Here is a 16,310-nt window from a genome sequence, read left to right as displayed (position 1 = left end):
GAAAGGTTTGCGAAAGGTTGGTCGTTTAGCATCGCAGTACGGCCCGACAAACGGGTACGTAAAAAACAGGCGCCCGGATGCGTCTGGAAAATAAAAACAATAAATCAGTAAACGGAGTCACCCATGTCTACGCCAGCCCAGGCTCGCCCGTTCGTTGACCGCGTTTTATCCGCCACTTGCGCACTGCAAGCACTCCCACGACAGCCCCCTTCTCGAATCGCCCGCGCCATTCCCTGTACCCATGACGCCTCTCTGTCATTGAACAGTATTTCGCCCTGCGCCTGACAAAAAGCGATTGTTGACAGCTTCTCTCATCCAAAAACAAAAAATCTCTGGAGACTGAACATGAAATTTTCCCTGCGTCAGATAGCGGCCACCGCCGGATGCATGCTGATTGCCAGCCAGTTGCTCGCCGAGCCAAGACGCCCGGAGTGCATCGCGCCAGCGTCGCCAGGCGGCGGATTCGACCTGACCTGCAAGCTGATACAAAGCGCATTGATCAACGAGAAGATCCTGTCCACCCCTATGCGCGTGACGTACATGCCCGGGGGCGTCGGGGCGGTCGCGTATAACGCGGTGGTCGCTCAGCGTCCGGCTGACGCAGGCACGCTGGTCGCGTGGTCCAGCGGTTCGCTGCTCAATCTGGCGCAGGGCAAATTCGGCCGTTTCGATGAAAACGCAGTGCGCTGGCTTGCTGCGGTCGGCACCAGTTACGGCGCTATCGCAGTGAAAAGCGACTCGCCTTATAAAAACCTTGATGACCTGGTTCAGGCGCTCAAAGCCGACCCGAGCAAAGTCGTGATCGGCTCCGGCGGCACGGTCGGCAGTCAGGACTGGATGCAGACCGCCTTGATCGCCAAGGCCGCAGGTATCAACCCACGCGCCTTGCGCTATGTCGCGCTGGAAGGCGGCGGCGAAATCGCCACGGCACTGCTCGGCGGTCATATTCAGGTGGGCAGTACCGATATCTCCGACTCCATGCCGCACATTCTGAGCGGTGACATGCGCCTGCTTGCGGTGTTCGCCGACAAGCGTATCGACGAACCGGAAATGAAAGACATCCCCACCGCCAAAGAGCAGGGCTACGACATCGTCTGGCCGGTGGTGCGTGGTTTCTATCTCGGGCCGAAGGTCAGCGACGAAGACTACAACTGGTGGAAGGCCTCGTTCGACAAGATCCTGGCCTCGGAAGATTTCGCCAAACTGCGTGACCAGCGCGAGCTGTTCCCGTTCGCCATGACCGGTGCGGAGCTGGACACCTACGTCAAGAAGCAGGTAGCCGATTACAAAATGATGGCCAAGGAATTCGGCCTGATTCAGTGATTGAACACACTTGACTGACTTTCAGTTGCGCCTGCACCGCGGGCGCAGCTCAGGAGCTTCTCATGGTCATACAACGCATTTTCGCAGCCACATTATTGCTGGCCTGCGCAGGCCTGGCCCTTATGGCCTGGCCGTATCAGGCACCTTTTTCCTATGAGCCGGTCGGACCACGCGCCTTTCCCTTGCTGATGCTCGGGCTGATGGGCGTCGCCCTGCTTTACCTGTTGATTCGTCCTACCGCCATCGTCCACACCGAAGAGGAACCTGCGCTGGATCGCGAAACACTGGTCAAGATCGGCCTGTGCATCGTCCTGTTGCTGATCTTCGCCGGGCTGTTCGAACCGCTGGGCTTCATCCTCAGCAGCATCCTGATCGGTATTCCCATGGCGCGCCTGTACGGCGGGCGCTGGATGCCCAGCGTGGTGGTGGTGATTCTGATGAGTGTCGGCCTTTACCTGCTGTTCGACAAAGCAATGGATGTCCCCTTGCCTTTGGGCCTGCTTCGCGTTCTGGAGAACTGACATGGATACTTTCAGCTACCTGGGTCAGGGCTTCGGCGTCGCGCTCACCCCGTATAACCTGATCACCGCGCTTTCCGGCACGCTGATCGGCACCGTCGTCGGCCTGTTGCCGGGGCTGGGCCCGATCAACGGCGTGGCCTTGTTGATACCCATCGCGTTTGCCTTGGGCCTGCCGCCCGAGTCAGCGCTGATTCTGCTGGCCGCCGTTTACCTGGGCTGTGAATATGGCGGGCGCATCAGTTCGATCCTGCTGAACATTCCGGGTGAAGCCTCGACAGTCATGACCACGCTGGACGGTTACCCGATGGCCCGCCAGGGGTTGGCCGGGGTTGCGCTGTCGCTGTCGGCGTGGAGCTCGTTCATCGGTGCGTTCATCGCCACCTGCGGCATGGTGCTGTTCGCGCCCCTGCTCGCCAAATGGGCGATTGCTTTCGGTCCGGCGGAATATTTCGTCCTGATGGTGTTTGCGATTGTCTGCCTGGGCGGAATGGCCGGCGACAGGCCACTCAAGACGTTCATTGCTGCGCTGATCGGTTTGTTTCTGTCCGCCGTGGGCATTGACGCCAACAGCGGCGTGTACCGCTTTACCGGCGACAACATTCACCTGACCGACGGCATCCAGTTCGTGGTGCTGGTTCTGGGACTGTTTTCGATCAGCGAAATCCTGTTGCTGCTGGAGAAAACCCATCGCGGCCAGGAAGCGGTCAAAGCCACCGGGCGCATGATGTTCAATTTCAAGGAAGCGGCTTCGGTGTTCGTGGTCAACATTCGCTGCGGGCTGCTGGGCTTTATCCTCGGCGTGCTGCCGGGTGCCGGGGCAACGCTGGCCAGCGCGGTCGCCTACATGACCGAAAAACGCATCGCCGGGGCAACCGGCAAGTTCGGCCAGGGTGACATGCGCGGTCTGGCCGCACCGGAAACCGCCATCGGTGCAACCGCCTGTGGCGCACTGGTGCCGATGCTGACCCTGGGCGTTCCGGGTTCAGGCACCACGGCGGTGATGATCGGCGCGCTGTCGCTGTACAACATCACGCCCGGCCCGATGCTGTTTCAACAGCAGCCGGACATCGTCTGGGGCCTGATCGCGTCGCTGTTCATCGCCAACATCATGCTGGTGATCCTCAACATCCCGATGATCCGCATCTTCACCCGCATCCTCGCCGTGCCGAACTGGGCGCTGGTGCCCGTGATCGCGATCATCACCGGCATCGGTGTGTATGCGGTGCATGCCACCACCTTCGACCTGTTCCTGATGGTCGGCATCGGCATCTTCGGCTACATCCTTCGCAAGCTGGATTTCCCGCTCTCGCCGATCCTGCTCGGTTTCATCCTTGGGGGCCTGATGGAACAGAACCTGCGTCGTGCCTTGTCCATCTCCAACGGCGAACTGGGGATTCTCTGGTCCAGCCCGATCACCCTCGGGGTCTGGGTCGTGACCGTGTTCATGCTGCTGTTCCCGCTGTTCCGTATCTGGCGCAAACGCGCGAAACAGCAAGCTGCCGCGACACATGGCTGATTCGCCTCTGCGCCAATGGTGGGCAACGTCACTGGTCGGCCTGCTGGGCGGATACCTCGCCAGTCAGGTCGGCTGGCCGCTGCCGTGGATGGTTGGCTCGTTGCTGGCAATCATCCTTGTGCGTTGCCTGACACCGTGGCAGTTGGCGCAGATTCCAGGCGGGCGCAAATGCGGTCAGCTGATCATTGGAATCGGTATCGGCCTGCACTTCACGCCGGTGGTCATCGAACAGGTACTGGCTCACTTCGGGCTGATTTTCATCGGTGCGCTGATCACCAGCCTGTCGTGCCTGGTCGGCGTCTGGCTGATGCTGCGCACGGGAGAAGACCGCGCGACCGCGTTTTTTTCCAGCATGCCGGGCGGCTCCGGGGAGATGGTCAACCTTGGCGCACGCAACGGCGCCAGGCTCAGCAGTGTCGCTGCCGCGCAAAGCCTGCGGGTCCTGGCGGTGGTGCTGTGTGTACCGGCGATCTTCAAATACCTGTTGGGTGACGGTGCGCCGGTGTTGCACGCCACCGCGGTCGACTGGCGCTGGCTGGCCTTTCTGCTGCCGTTCGGCGCCGCACTGGCCTGGCTGTGGCAACGTCTCAAGCAGCCCAATCCGTGGCTGTTCGGCCCGCTGTTGCTCAGCGCCGTGGTCAGTGTGGTCTGGGACCTGAGAATCGGCTTGCCCAATGGCGCGAGTCAACTCGGCCAGTTGCTGATCGGCAGCGGGCTGGGTTGCCATTTCAATCGGGAGTTCTTTCGGCGAGCACCGTCGTTTCTGGCGCGCACGCTGCTGGGTACTGCGCTGACGATGCTGATCGCGGCACTGGCGGCTCTGGGCCTCAGCGCCCTCACCCACCTGGACTTGCGCTCATTGACGCTGGGCATGATGCCCGGTGGCATTGCCGAAATGAGCCTGACCGCCGAGGTGCTGCAACTGTCGGTGCCGCTGGTCACGGCCATGCAGGTCATGCGCCTGCTGTTCGTGCTGTTTCTCGCCGAGCCGCTGTATCGACGCTGGAACAAGCGGCTCGCTGACTGAGCGCGTCGGTCAGCATCAGAAGCACTTGGTCAGAGCGCGGGCAGCCGCCAGTCGATCGGTGCCAGACCGTTTTGCTCAAGGTACTTGTTGGCCCGCCCGAAATGACCGTTGCCCAGAAAGCCTTTGTAGGCTGACAGCGGTGAAGGATGGACGGACGTCAGCACCAGATGCTTGGTCGCGTCGACCAGCTTCTGCTTGCTTTGCGCATGAGCGCCCCACAACAGAAACACCAGATGCGGCTGATGCTCGCTGACCACCTGAATGATGCGGTCGGTGAAGTGCTGCCAGCCTTTTCCCGCATGCGAGGCCGCATTGGCGCGCTCCACAGTCAGCGTTGTGTTGAGCAACAGCACGCCCTGATCAGCCCAGGATTGCAGGCAACCGTGATTGGGGATGTCGATGTTCAGGTCACGTTTCAGCTCTTTGTAGATGTTGACCAGCGACGGTGGCGTCGGCACGCCGGGCTGCACCGAAAAGCACAGACCGTGGGCCTGATTCGGACCGTGATACGGGTCTTGACCGAGGATCACGACCTTCACGTTATCCAGCGGCGTCGAGTTCAGCGCATTGAAAATCAGCGGCCCCGGCGGATAGATTTCCTTGCCTGCCCCATGCTCCTGACGCAGAAACTCACGCAACTGCGCCATGTAGGGTTGTTCGAATTCGTCACGCAGGGCCTCTTTCCAGCTTGGCTCAAGCTTGATGCGGTCGTCGCTCGTCATGGTTACATCCGGTAAAAACAATGGGCGGACACTAGGAAAGCTCGGCGGCAAAGTCAATGCCGGTTGCGGTTTGCGCATTCAGGAGGGACGCAGAGCGTCGAGAAAAGCATGCCGACGCAGAGCGTCGGCACGCTAGTCGATAGAGATCAGGATGGTCGATCCAGATACAGGAGCCCTTCAGCTACCGATGACCGCCACGACCGTCGCCGCGTCCGCCTCTTCCGTGATCACGGCCATCGCGCCCGCCTCGTCCGCCGTGGTCATCCCAGCCGCGGTTGCCACGGTCTCCGCGATAGTTACCACGGTAGCCATCGTTCCCGCGGAATCCGTCATTCCTCCAGCCATAGCCCGGTGGACGGCCTGGCTGGTAGTAGCGCGGGACGGGCGGCGGCGCGTAGTAACGCGGTGCCGGGGCGTAATAGCGCGGCTGATTGTAATAGCGCGGTTGAGGCGCCACGTAGATGCGCCGCTCCTGGTAATAAGTGGAGCGGTAGCCGTTGTCATACGCGTAAGCGCCGCCGACGACAGTTGTCGGCTGCGTGTACACATCAGATTCGTAGTATCCAGGGCCTCCGTAGCAACCAGCAAGGAAAAGGGTCAGCAACGTGATAAGCAAGGGTCTTCGATACATGGCGGCCTCCTGGACCGCGATTGGGCACAAACCAGCGACGCTGGTCGGCGTCCGCCAAAGCGGTTGGCGGACGAAAAATCAGACAGCAAAAACGCGTTCTAGTGCCCTGGGTCCAGCAGTGGCAGCGTCTCATACGCCATGCCGATCAGGCCGGAAAAAGCTGTGAAAACAACACTTTCGATGCTGTTCCGGTTTTTTACAAAGATGCTACAAAACATTTCACCACAGCAGTCACTGCTTCGCTTCATCCCGGTGCAGCCCCGCACCAGCACAAGGCAGCTCCAAGCCTGCCGATCCGCTGCAACCTTGCCTGTGCCCCTCAAAACCAACGGTTTCAGCGAGTTGGCACAACTCTCGCTTGATGAGTGGCGTGCAGGAGTCAACACAGGTTCGCGGCACCACAATTTGCAATAGCCGACTAGGGTTCCGGCTTGCCGACAGGCAAGTGGCTGGTCCGAGAGTTGGCGACCTCCAGTAGAGGTTACACGGCGGGACAAAAGCCCGGGAGACAGGGACACCAGTGGTGTCACGTTGCTCCTGGCCGCCTTTTTTCACTACTGGAGATTTCTCAACATGCAAAAGTCTCGTCTTTTCGGCCTGCTCACCGCAGGCCTGCTTGCTGCGTTGAGCCTCTCGGCGAATGCCGCCCAGAAAGATCACTTCAACGTCTGCTGGACTATCTATGCAGGCTGGATGCCTTGGGAATACGCAGGCAGCCAGGGCATTGTCGACAAATGGGCGAAAAAGTACGGCATCAAAATCGATGTCACTCAGCTCAACGACTACGTCGAATCCATCAATCAATACACCGCCGGCCAGTTCGATGGCTGCACCATGACCAACATGGACGCCTTGACCATCCCGGCCGCAGGGGGCGTAGAAAGCACCGCGTTGATCGTCAGCGACTTCTCCAATGGTAACGACGGCATCGTGCTCAAGGGCGAAGGCAAGAAAGTTGCCGACCTGAAAGGCATGGACGTCAATCTGGTCGAGCTCTCGGTGTCTCACTACCTGCTGGCCCGCGCACTGGACACGGCCAGACTCAGCGAGAAAGACCTCAAGGTCGTCAACACCTCGGATGCTGATATCTCTGCCGCCTTCAACACCGATGACGTTCAGGCAGTCACCACCTGGAACCCGATGCTGTCGGACATCAAAGCCAGGCCCGGCGTGACCGAAGTGTTCAACTCCAGTCAGATCCCTGGCGAGATCATGGACATGATGGTCGTCAACACTCAGACCCTGAAAGACAACCCAGCCCTGGGCAAAGCCCTGACCGGCGCATGGTTTGAAGTGGTCGCGCTGATGAATGCCAAAAATGCCCAGAGCAAGGCCGCACTGGAACACATGGCCAAGGCATCGGGCACTGATCTGGCCGGTTTTCAGGCGCAACTGGACACCACCAAGCTGTTCGCCACGCCTAAGGAAGCCCTCGAATTCGCCACCAGCAAACAACTGCCCGAGACCCAACGCAAGGTCGCTGACTTCTCGTTCGCTCACGGCTTGCTGGGCGAAGGCGCGCGGGATGCCAATGCCGTCGGCATGTCGTTCGCCAACGGTGTGATCGTGGGCGACAAAGCCAACCTGAAGCTGCACTTCGACCCCAGCTACGTGCAGATGGCCGCCGACGGCACGCTGTAAATCACGCTCAGTAGAAAGGTCATTGCCATGCGCTTGATAAACCGTCATCCGGATCGCGCCGGTCGCCTGATTCTGGTGATCCTGCCGTTCGCCTTGTTGCTGTTCGCCTATTTCATGGGTTCGGCCACCCGGCTTGCGGAAAACCCCACCGACAAACTGCTGCCCAGTGCGGTGCAGATGGCCGATGCGGTGAAACGCGTGGCATTTACCGCCGACGCCCGAACCGGCGATTACCTGCTGTGGCAAGACTCGGCGTCGAGCCTCAAGCGCCTGGCAATCGGCCTCGGAATCAGCGCATTGCTGGGGCTGTGTCTGGGTATTGCGGCGGGTGCCCTGCCACTGTTCAGTGCGCCGTTGTCGCCCTTGCTGACCGTGCTGTCGATGGTGCCGCCGCTGGCGATCCTGCCGATTCTGTTCATCGTCTTTGGCTTGGGCGAGCTGTCGAAAGTGATGCTGATCGTGATCGGTATCACGCCGATTCTGGCGCGTGACCTGGAACAGCGCGCTCGGGAAATTCCGGTCGAACTGCTGATCAAGGCACAGACGTTGGGTGCCAACACCTGGACGCTGATTCTGCGGGTCATCCTGCCGCAGTTGCTGCCACGTCTGTTGATTGCCCTGCGGTTGGTACTCGGGTCGGCGTGGCTGTTTCTGATTGCGGCCGAAGCCATCGCATCGACTGACGGTCTGGGCTACCGGATTTTTCTGGTGCGGCGCTATCTGGCGATGGACGTGATTCTGCCGTATGTGGTGTGGATCACCCTGCTCGCCTGGCTGATGGACTGGGGCCTGAAAGCCCTGACCCGACGCGCCTTTCCCTGGTACGAAGGAGCCCGCGCATGAGCTTTATCCGTGTGCGCAACGTCTGGCAGCAATACGGCGATCAGGTGGTGCTTGAAGGCTTGAATCTGGACGTCGCCGAAGGTGAGTTCTGCACGCTGGTCGGCGCGTCGGGTTGTGGCAAATCGACCTTCCTGGGTTTGCTGCTGGGTCAGGAAACCCCGAGCCGCGGCCTGATCACACTGGACAGCGAGGCACTGGCCCATGAACCGGATGCCAGCCGGGGCGTGGTCTTCCAGCGCTACTCGGTCTTCCCGCATTTGTCGGTGCTCGACAACGTGGCGCTGGGCCTGGAGCTGCCCCGTGCCGCATGGCTGGGCCGTTTGTTCGGTCAGGCCAAACGCGAGGCTCGCGAGCAGGCCGCGCACCTGCTGAACAAAGTCGGCCTGAGCCACGCGCTGGACAAGTACCCGACGCAGTTGTCCGGCGGCATGCAACAGCGGCTGGCGATTGCCCAGGCGCTGATCATGAAACCCCGCGTTCTGCTGCTGGACGAGCCGTTCGGTGCCCTCGACCCGGGCATCCGCAAGGACATGCACCACCTGCTGCTGGAGCTGTGGCGCGAGACGAAACTGACGGTGTTCATGGTCACCCATGACCTGTCCGAAGGCTTCAACCTCGGCACCCGCCTGCTGGTGTTCGACAAGGTGCGCCATGACCCGCATGAACCCGGCGCGTATGGCGCGCGCATCACTTACGACATCCCCCTCAACAGCGAACGCCGCGCCGAACGCGCCGCCATCGACTCGCTGCTTACCGTTTCAGAGGAGCCCGCTCAATGACTGACTCGACCACGCTGTACCCGGTTTTCGCCGAAGAACGCCTGCCCGGTGGCGGCCATCGCTCGTTCATCCTCAAACGTGGCGAGCTGCTGCGTCTGACTGACCTGCACGGCAATGCCAACGTCAGCCTGACCTTGCTCAACGCGCACGAAAAAACCGAACGGCTGAACCTGCCCGACAGCCTCAAATGCCAGCACACCGCCAGGTTGAGCAAAGGCCACTGCCTGTATTCGGACATGGGGCGCGTGCTGGCCGCCATCGTCACTGACACCTGTGGCTGGAGCGACAGCATTGGCGGCGTGCTCAACGCCCAGGAAGTCGCTGAAAAATACGGCCAGGGTCGCTATCAGGAACTGCGTAACGGTTTCTTCCGCAATGGCGTCGACAACCTGCTGGTCGAGCTGGGCAAGTGGGGGCTGGGGCTGTCGGACCTGCTGATGACGCTCAACCTGTTCAGCCGCGTCGATGTCGACGATACGGGCGCGCTGCATTTCGTGCCGAACAATTCGAAAGCCGGTGACTGTATCGAACTGTATGCGCCGATGGACACGCTGGTGGTCCTGACCGCGCTGCAACACCCGATGGACCCCAACCCGGAATATGCGCCGCAACCGCTCAAGCTCAGCTGGATGAAAGCCGACGCCAGCGTTGCCGAACACTGCCGAACCTCGCGCCCGGAAAACGAGCGCGGTTTCATCAACACCGATCGCCTGTTCGCCTGAGGAGCCCTGTCATGAACTCACACCATCATCATTGCTGCGACGCGACCATCCCGGCCGGCGAGCCGTTTCTGGCCGAAGTGAAGGCCGGGCAGACCGTGCGCATTCTCGATCTGGAAGGCAATCAGGCCGTCGACACGCTGTTTTTCAGCCTCGCCAACCCGCGTGAACGCTACGACGTGCAGCGCACCTTACGCCGTCAAAACAGCGTTTACCTGACCACCGGCAGCGTGCTGTTTTCCAACCTCGGCCAGCCGATGCTGACCCTTGTCGATGACACCTGCGGCCGCCACGACACGCTGGGTGGCGCGTGCGCCCAAGAGAGCAACACCGTGCGTTACGCCCTGGAAAAACGCTACATGCACAGTTGCCGAGACAACTACCTGCGCGCCTGCCTGCATGACGGACGCCTGACCAAAGCCGACATCGGCCCGAACATCAATTTCTTCATGAACGTGCCGGTGACCGCCGAGGGCGGCCTGACCTTCGAAGACGGTATTTCAGCGCCCGGCAAATACGTCGAGTTGCGTGCCGAGATGGACGTGATCGTGCTGATCTCCAACTGCCCGCAACTCAACAACCCCTGCAACGGCTACAACCCGACGCCCGCGCAGCTGCTGATTCGCGACTGACCCGGCACCCGCCCTCAGCAACGGACGACCGTTGCGTAGACAGATCAATAGCGGGACGGCCCGCTTCCCATCACGAAACCGAGCGCGGCTGGGTTTCCGGGGTTATGCCATGTTCGACAAACTGCTGATCGCCAACCGTGGCGCCATTGCCTGCCGCATCCTGCGGACCCTGTACACATTGCAGGTGAAAGGCGTGGCGGTGTATTCCGAAGCCGACGCCGCCAGCCTGCACCTGATGCAGGCCGACGAAGTCCACAGCCTGGGCGAAGGCGGCGCGGCCGGGACGTACCTGGCGGTGGACAAGATCCTCGCCATCGCCCACACCAGCGGCGCCAAAGCCATTCATCCCGGCTACGGCTTTCTCTCTGAAAATGCTGCCTTCGCTCAAGCCTGTGAAGACGCCGGTATCGCTTTTGTCGGCCCGACGCCGGAGCAATTGCGCGTGTTCGGCCTCAAGCACACCGCCCGTGCGCTGGCCCGACAGCACGGCGTGCCGTTGCTGGAAGGCACCGAGCTGCTCGACAGCCTTGAATCGGCCATCGCCGCTGCGCGCGGCATTGGCTATCCGGTCATGCTCAAAAGCACCGCTGGCGGCGGCGGTATCGGCATGCGTGTGTGCCGCAGCGCAGAGGAACTGGCGGACTCGTTCGAAGCGGTAAAACGGCTGGGCCAGAACAACTTCAGCGACGCGGGCGTGTTCATCGAGAAATACATCCAGCGCGCCCGCCACCTGGAAGTCCAGGTGTTCGGTGACGGCCAGGGCGAGGTTTTGGCCCTCGGCGTGCGCGACTGCTCGGTGCAACGCCGCAACCAGAAGGTGCTGGAAGAAACCCCGGCCCCGAACCTGCCGGCCGGCATGGCCGATGAGCTGTGCGCAACGGCGATCAAGCTGGCCAGGGCGGTCAACTACCGCAGCGCCGGAACCGTTGAATTTGTCTTCGACAGCGAAGATCAGCGTTTCTACTTTCTGGAAGTGAACACCCGCCTGCAGGTCGAACACGGTGTGACCGAACAAGTGTGGGGCGTGGATCTGGTCAGCTGGATGGTGCAACTCGCGGCGGGTGATCTGCCGCCGCTCGACCAGTTGCAGGCCCGTCTGAAACCGGTCGGGCATGCGATTCAGGCACGACTGTACGCTGAAGACCCGGGCCGTGACTTTCAACCTTGCCCTGGCCTGCTGACAGCGGTGAGTTTTCCGCCTGCCGATGGCCATGCGCTGCGCATTGATACCTGGGTCGAGGCCGGTTGCGAGATACCGCCGTACTTCGATCCGATGATCGCCAAGCTGATCAGTTGGGCGCCGACCCGTGATCAGGCCAGCACCGGGCTGGCCGCCGCGCTTCATGACACGCGCCTGTATGGTGTGGAGACCAATCGCGATTACCTGCGCCAGATCATCGACGACCAGCCCTTCGCCAGCGGCCAGCCGTGGACCCGCTGCCTGGAAGGCCTAGTGTATCACGCTGATACCTTCGAGGTGTTGAGCGGCGGAACGCAGACCAGCGTGCAGGACTACCCCGGTCGGCTGGGTTACTGGGCGGTCGGTGTGCCACCTTCCGGGCCAATGGACAGCCGCGCCTTGCGTCAGGGTAACCGCCTGCTGGGCAATGCCGAAGGCTGTGCCGCGCTGGAAATCACCATGAGCGGACCGTTGCTGCGCTTCAATACCGATGCAGTGATCGCCGTGACCGGCGCGGTTATCCCGATCACGCTGGACGGCGAGGCCCGCGCCATGAACACCGCGCTGCTGGTGCGTGCAGGTTCAACCCTTGCGCTGGGCACGATGGCCGGTGCCGGCGTGCGCAGTTACCTGTGCGTGCGTGGCGGGCTGGACGTGCCGGATTATCTGGGCAGTAAAAGCACCTTCACCCTCGGCCAGTTCGGCGGGCATGGCGGCCGGGCGTTACGCGCCGGTGATGTGCTGCATATCTCGCCCCTGGCTGATCGCAGTGCGGGCCAGCGGATTGCCGATGAAGCACTCGATACGCTGAACGATGTTCGCCAGATTCGGGTGATCTACGGCCCGCATGCGGCGCCGGAATATTTCACCCAAGCGTACATCGATACCTTTTTTGCGACCGACTGGGAAGTGCATTTCAACTCCAGCCGCACCGGCGTGCGACTGATCGGCCCCAAGCCTGAATGGGTGCGCGCCGACGGTGGCGAGGCCGGTCTGCACCCGTCCAACATTCACGACAATCCGTATGCGATTGGCGCAGTGGATTTCACCGGAGACATGCCGGTCATCCTCGGCCCGGACGGCCCGAGTCTGGGCGGTTTCGTGTGCCCGGTGACCATCATCGAAGCGGACCTGTGGCAACTGGGACAGTTGAAGGCCGGTGACCGGGTGCGGTTTTACCCGGTGAGTGTCGAGGCGTGCCATGCGGCCATGACCTCAACCCTCCCCCAAAGTCCCGTGAATACCTGTGGGAGCGAACTTGTTCGCGAAGGCTATATTCCAGACACAGAAAATGCATCGAATGTACCGGTCCATTCGCGGACAAGTCCGCTCCCACAAGGTTCTGTGAATGCCTGTGGGAGCGAGCTTGCTCGCGAAAGCGATGGTTCAAACGCAGAAAATGCATCAGATGTACCGGCCCATTCGCGGACAAGTCCGCTCCCACAAGGTCCCGTGAGTAACTGTAGGAGCGAACTTGTTCGCGAAAGCGATGGTTCAAACGCAGAAAGTGCATCAGATGTACCGGCCTATTCGCGGACAAGTCCGCTCCCACAGGGTGCCGTGAACTTTTGCCTGCCCAGCCCGATCATTCTGGACATCGGTCAGGACGACAAACGTCTGGTGGCGCGTCTTTCTGGCGATACCCATCTGCTGCTGGAAATAGGCGCGCCGGAGCTGGATCTGGTGCTGCGTCTGCGCGGCCATGCTTTGATGCTCGCGCTGGAAGCCAAGGCGCTGGCAGGGGTGATCGACCTGACGCCGGGCATTCGCTCGCTGCAAGTCCACTACCGCCCGGAGCAACTGCCGCTTCAGCAACTGGTCGACATCATTGCCGGCGAATGGGACGCCGTGTGCGCCGCGAAAGACCTGCAAGTCGCCTCACGCATCGTTCACCTGCCACTGTCCTGGGACGACCCGGCCTGCCAGTTGGCCATCGAGAAATACATGACCACCGTGCGCAAGGACGCGCCGTGGTGCCCGAGCAATCTGGAGTTCATCCGGCGCATCAACGACCTGCCCAACCTCGACGAAGTGCAGCGCACGGTGTTCGACGCCAGTTATCTGGTCATGGGGCTGGGCGATGTGTACCTCGGCGCACCGGTCGCCACGCCGCTGGACCCGCGCCATCGACTGGTGACCACCAAGTACAACCCGGCGCGCACCTGGACCGCCGAAAATTCGGTCGGCATCGGCGGCGCCTACATGTGCGTGTATGGCATGGAAGGCCCCGGCGGCTACCAGTTCGTCGGGCGCACGCTGCAGATGTGGAATCGTTATCGCGAGGTCGCAGCCTTTGAGGGCAAACCGTGGCTGCTGCGCTTCTTCGACCAGATCCGCTTCTACCCCGTCAGTGCCGACGAACTGCTGCGTATCCGCCGCGATTTCCCGCTGGGCCGCTTCGCGCTGAACATCGAGCACAGCACGCTGAACCTGACTGACTATCAGGCGTTCCTGACCCGTGAAGCAGACGGCATCGCGGCCTTTCGCGCGCAACAGCAATCAGCGTTCAACGCCGAACGCGAGCGCTGGATCGCCAATGGCCAGGCGGACTTCCAGAGTGACGAAGGCGCTGCCCCGCACTCCGAGGAACTGCCTCTGCAACCGGGTCAGCAAGGCGTCGACAGCCACATCGCCGGCAACCTCTGGCAGGTGCAAGTGCAACCCGGTGAGCGAGTCGAAGCGGGCGATGTGCTGGTGATCCTGGAGTCGATGAAGATGGAAATCCCGCTGCTCGCGCCTGTCGCTGGCGTGGTTCAGGAAGTCCGTGTGCAACCCGGTTCTGCGATACGCGCAGGGCAGCGGGTGGTGGTGCTGACAGCAGACTGAGCCGATCAACTTTTCAACTTCAATGGAATTTCGTCATGAACGACACACCCCTGCCGAACGACCTTCGTCTGGACACCGTACGCGCCGACTACCAGGCCGGCCATCTGTCGCCGCGCCAGCTGATTCTGGCCCTGCAGAAAAAAGCCGCGGCGCTCAACCCCGTCTATCACCTCTTCATTCACCTGCTCAGCCCGGCTGAACTGGAGCCTTATCTGGCCGCACTGGAAAGCCGTGACCCCAGCGACCTGCCGCTGTATGGCGTGCCTTTCGCGATCAAGGACAACATTGATCTGGCCGGTATTCCGACCACCGCCGCCTGCCCGGAGTACGCCTACACACCAGACCGTTCAGCGACCATCGTCGAACAACTGATCGCACTGGGCGCAGTGCCGATGGGCAAGACCAATCTGGACCAGTTCGCCACAGGCCTGAACGGCAGCCGCTCGCCCTATGGCGCTTGCCCCAACAGTGTTCTCGGCGGCTACCCGTCCGGCGGTTCAAGCTCCGGCTCTTCACTGGCGGTTGCACTGGGGGTCAGCAGTTTCTCGCTGGGTACCGACACCGCAGGCTCGGGGCGAGTGCCCGCAGCGCTGAACAATCTGGTGGGCACGAAGGCCAGCAAGGGCTTGATCTCTACAGCGGGAGTGGTGCCCGCCTGCCGTACGCAAGATTGCGTTTCGTTGTTCACCGCCACGGCCAGAGAAGCCAGCCAGTTGCTGGGGCTGGTCGCCAGGCTTGACCCGCGCGACGCGTACAGCCGTCACAACCCGCAATGGAACAATGCGTCGGCATTTGGCGCGCCCCGGCCGTTCCGCTTTGGCGTTCCACGGGCTGAAGACCTCGCGTTTTTTGGTTGCACCGAAGGGCCGCAGCTGTTCAGCGATGCCATTGATGACCTCACGGCAATGGGCGGCGAGTCGGTTACAGTAGACCTGACGCCTTTTCTGGAAGCGGCGCGGTTGCTGTACGAAGGCCCTTGGGTGGCCGAGCGCTACAGCGTTGTCGGGCAATTGATGGAGAACAATCCCGATTCGGTACTCCCGGTCATTCGCGATGTACTGGCCAACGCGCCCAGCGTCAGCGGGGTCGACACCTTCCGTGCGCAATACCGTCTGCAAGCGCTCAAAGTCCTGTGTGATCAGGCGCTGGAAGGGCTGGATTGCGTGGTGACACCCAGTATCGGACGCCCGGTAACGTCGGCAGAACTGATGGCCGAGCCGGTGTTGCGTAACTCGGAGCTGGGTTATTACACCAACTTCGTCAACCTGCTCGACTACGCGGCCATCGCCGTGCCCAGCGCGTTCATGAGCAACGGTCTGCCGTGGGGCGTCACGCTGTTCGGACGGGCATTGACCGACCAGTCTCTGCTCAGCCTTGCCGATGCATTCCAGCGGCAGACCGCCCTGCCCTTGATTGGCGGCGCCCCCCCTCAGTTGCCCGCACCGACCACAAGCGCTCGCAACGATATGGCCCGGCTGGTGGTCTGCGGCGCGCACCTGGACGGCCTGGCGTTGAACTGGCAGCTCAAACAACGCGGTGCCCGCTTGCTGGAAACCACACACAGCTCTGCCGACTATCAATTGTTCGCCTTGGCCGGCGGACCGCCATTCAGGCCCGGCATGGTGCGAGTGGCCGAGCATGGCGTGGCGATTGCGGTTGAAGTCTGGGAGCTGCCGAGCGCCGAACTGGGTTCGTTCCTGACCGGCATTCCGGCCCCTCTCGGCCTGGGTAAAGTGCAACTGGCTGATGGTCGCTGGGAAAGCGGCTTCATTTGCGAAGCCTATGGGCTTGAAGGCGCTCGCGATATCAGCCATCTGGGCGGCTGGCGCGCCTACCTGCAACAGCAATGACCGAACGGGCGGCAGGCGCGTGCAGGCCGCCCTGCTGCCTCCGTCCGGCTTCGCAACATGTCGGTTTCACAACATATAGTTAAGACACGCAGGGCCTCGC

Annotated in this window: 14 protein-coding genes and 1 riboswitch; of the genes, 12 read left to right on the top strand and 2 right to left on the bottom strand. The window is 61.6% G+C overall.

The window, feature by feature from the left end; genetic code table 11:
- Nucleotides 1-339 precede the first annotated feature (339 nt).
- From BW686_RS00675 to BW686_RS00660, 4 genes are all read left to right on the top strand, one after another.
- On the top strand, nucleotides 340-1,323 hold the full coding sequence (locus tag BW686_RS00675) for a Bug family tripartite tricarboxylate transporter substrate binding protein (protein ID WP_179149138.1): 984 nt from the start codon (nucleotides 340-342) through the stop codon (nucleotides 1,321-1,323).
- 62 nt (nucleotides 1,324-1,385) lie between these two features.
- The gene (locus tag BW686_RS00670; protein WP_084913750.1) at nucleotides 1,386-1,844 is read left to right on the top strand and encodes a tripartite tricarboxylate transporter TctB family protein; all 459 of its coding nucleotides are present in this window, start codon (nucleotides 1,386-1,388) and stop codon (nucleotides 1,842-1,844) included.
- A gap of 1 nt (nucleotide 1,845) precedes the next feature.
- The gene (locus BW686_RS00665; protein WP_084913749.1) at nucleotides 1,846-3,360 is read left to right on the top strand and encodes a tripartite tricarboxylate transporter permease; all 1,515 of its coding nucleotides are present in this window, start codon (nucleotides 1,846-1,848) and stop codon (nucleotides 3,358-3,360) included.
- Entirely contained in the window at nucleotides 3,353-4,387 is a 1,035-nt protein-coding gene (locus tag BW686_RS00660) for an AbrB family transcriptional regulator (protein WP_084913748.1), read from the top strand. The genes BW686_RS00665 and BW686_RS00660 overlap by 8 nt, the downstream gene beginning before the upstream one ends.
- Before the next feature lie 29 nt (nucleotides 4,388-4,416).
- Here BW686_RS00660 and ung read toward each other — a convergent pair whose 3' ends face one another.
- Both ung and BW686_RS00650 read right to left on the bottom strand, forming a co-directional pair.
- Nucleotides 4,417-5,109 carry a uracil-DNA glycosylase gene (gene ung / locus BW686_RS00655; protein WP_084913747.1) on the bottom strand — a complete coding sequence of 231 codons (693 nt, stop codon included), beginning with the start codon at nucleotides 5,107-5,109 and terminating at the stop codon, nucleotides 4,417-4,419.
- Between the two features lie 181 nt (nucleotides 5,110-5,290).
- Nucleotides 5,291-5,656: a hypothetical protein gene (locus BW686_RS00650; RefSeq protein WP_179149127.1), complete on the bottom strand. Its 366-nt coding sequence runs from the start codon at nucleotides 5,654-5,656 to the stop codon at nucleotides 5,291-5,293.
- A gap of 246 nt (nucleotides 5,657-5,902) precedes the next feature.
- Between BW686_RS00650 and BW686_RS26740 the strand changes: the two genes are divergently transcribed.
- From BW686_RS26740 to atzF, 8 genes are all read left to right on the top strand, one after another.
- A complete protein-coding gene (locus tag BW686_RS26740; RefSeq protein ID WP_179149126.1) occupies nucleotides 5,903-6,154 on the top strand; it encodes a hypothetical protein in 252 nt (83 codons plus the stop codon).
- A riboswitch (guanidine-I (ykkC/yxkD leader) is annotated at nucleotides 6,148-6,250 on the top strand. It overlaps the preceding gene by 7 nt.
- A 63-nt stretch (nucleotides 6,251-6,313) precedes the next feature.
- Nucleotides 6,314-7,381 (top strand): putative urea ABC transporter substrate-binding protein, encoded by a 1,068-nt coding sequence (locus BW686_RS00640; protein WP_084913745.1) that lies wholly within the window; start codon nucleotides 6,314-6,316, stop codon nucleotides 7,379-7,381.
- 27 nt (nucleotides 7,382-7,408) lie between these two features.
- Nucleotides 7,409-8,224 (top strand): ABC transporter permease, encoded by an 816-nt coding sequence (locus BW686_RS00635; RefSeq protein ID WP_084913744.1) that lies wholly within the window; start codon nucleotides 7,409-7,411, stop codon nucleotides 8,222-8,224.
- On the top strand, nucleotides 8,221-9,003 hold the full coding sequence (locus tag BW686_RS00630; protein ID WP_084913743.1) for an ABC transporter ATP-binding protein: 783 nt from the start codon (nucleotides 8,221-8,223) through the stop codon (nucleotides 9,001-9,003). The genes BW686_RS00635 and BW686_RS00630 overlap by 4 nt, the downstream gene beginning before the upstream one ends.
- Nucleotides 9,000-9,725 (top strand): urea amidolyase associated protein UAAP1, encoded by a 726-nt coding sequence (locus BW686_RS00625; RefSeq protein ID WP_084913742.1) that lies wholly within the window; start codon nucleotides 9,000-9,002, stop codon nucleotides 9,723-9,725. Before BW686_RS00630 ends, BW686_RS00625 begins: the two co-directional genes overlap by 4 nt.
- Before the next feature lie 11 nt (nucleotides 9,726-9,736).
- Nucleotides 9,737-10,354: an urea amidolyase associated protein UAAP2 gene (locus BW686_RS00620; protein ID WP_084913741.1), complete on the top strand. Its 618-nt coding sequence runs from the start codon at nucleotides 9,737-9,739 to the stop codon at nucleotides 10,352-10,354.
- A gap of 109 nt (nucleotides 10,355-10,463) precedes the next feature.
- Complete coding sequence (locus BW686_RS00615) at nucleotides 10,464-14,360, top strand: urea carboxylase (RefSeq protein ID WP_084913740.1); 3,897 nt, start codon at nucleotides 10,464-10,466, stop codon at nucleotides 14,358-14,360.
- 35 nt (nucleotides 14,361-14,395) lie between these two features.
- Complete coding sequence (gene atzF, locus BW686_RS00610; protein WP_084913739.1) at nucleotides 14,396-16,210, top strand: allophanate hydrolase; 1,815 nt, start codon at nucleotides 14,396-14,398, stop codon at nucleotides 16,208-16,210.
- Nucleotides 16,211-16,310: the final 100 nt, after the last annotated feature.

The organism is Pseudomonas syringae, from assembly GCF_002157375.1.
Taxonomy (GTDB): Bacteria; Pseudomonadota; Gammaproteobacteria; order Pseudomonadales; family Pseudomonadaceae; genus Aquipseudomonas; species Aquipseudomonas syringae_T.
Note: the sequence above shows the minus strand (reverse complement) of the source record. Positions and strands in the feature narration are given on the sequence as shown.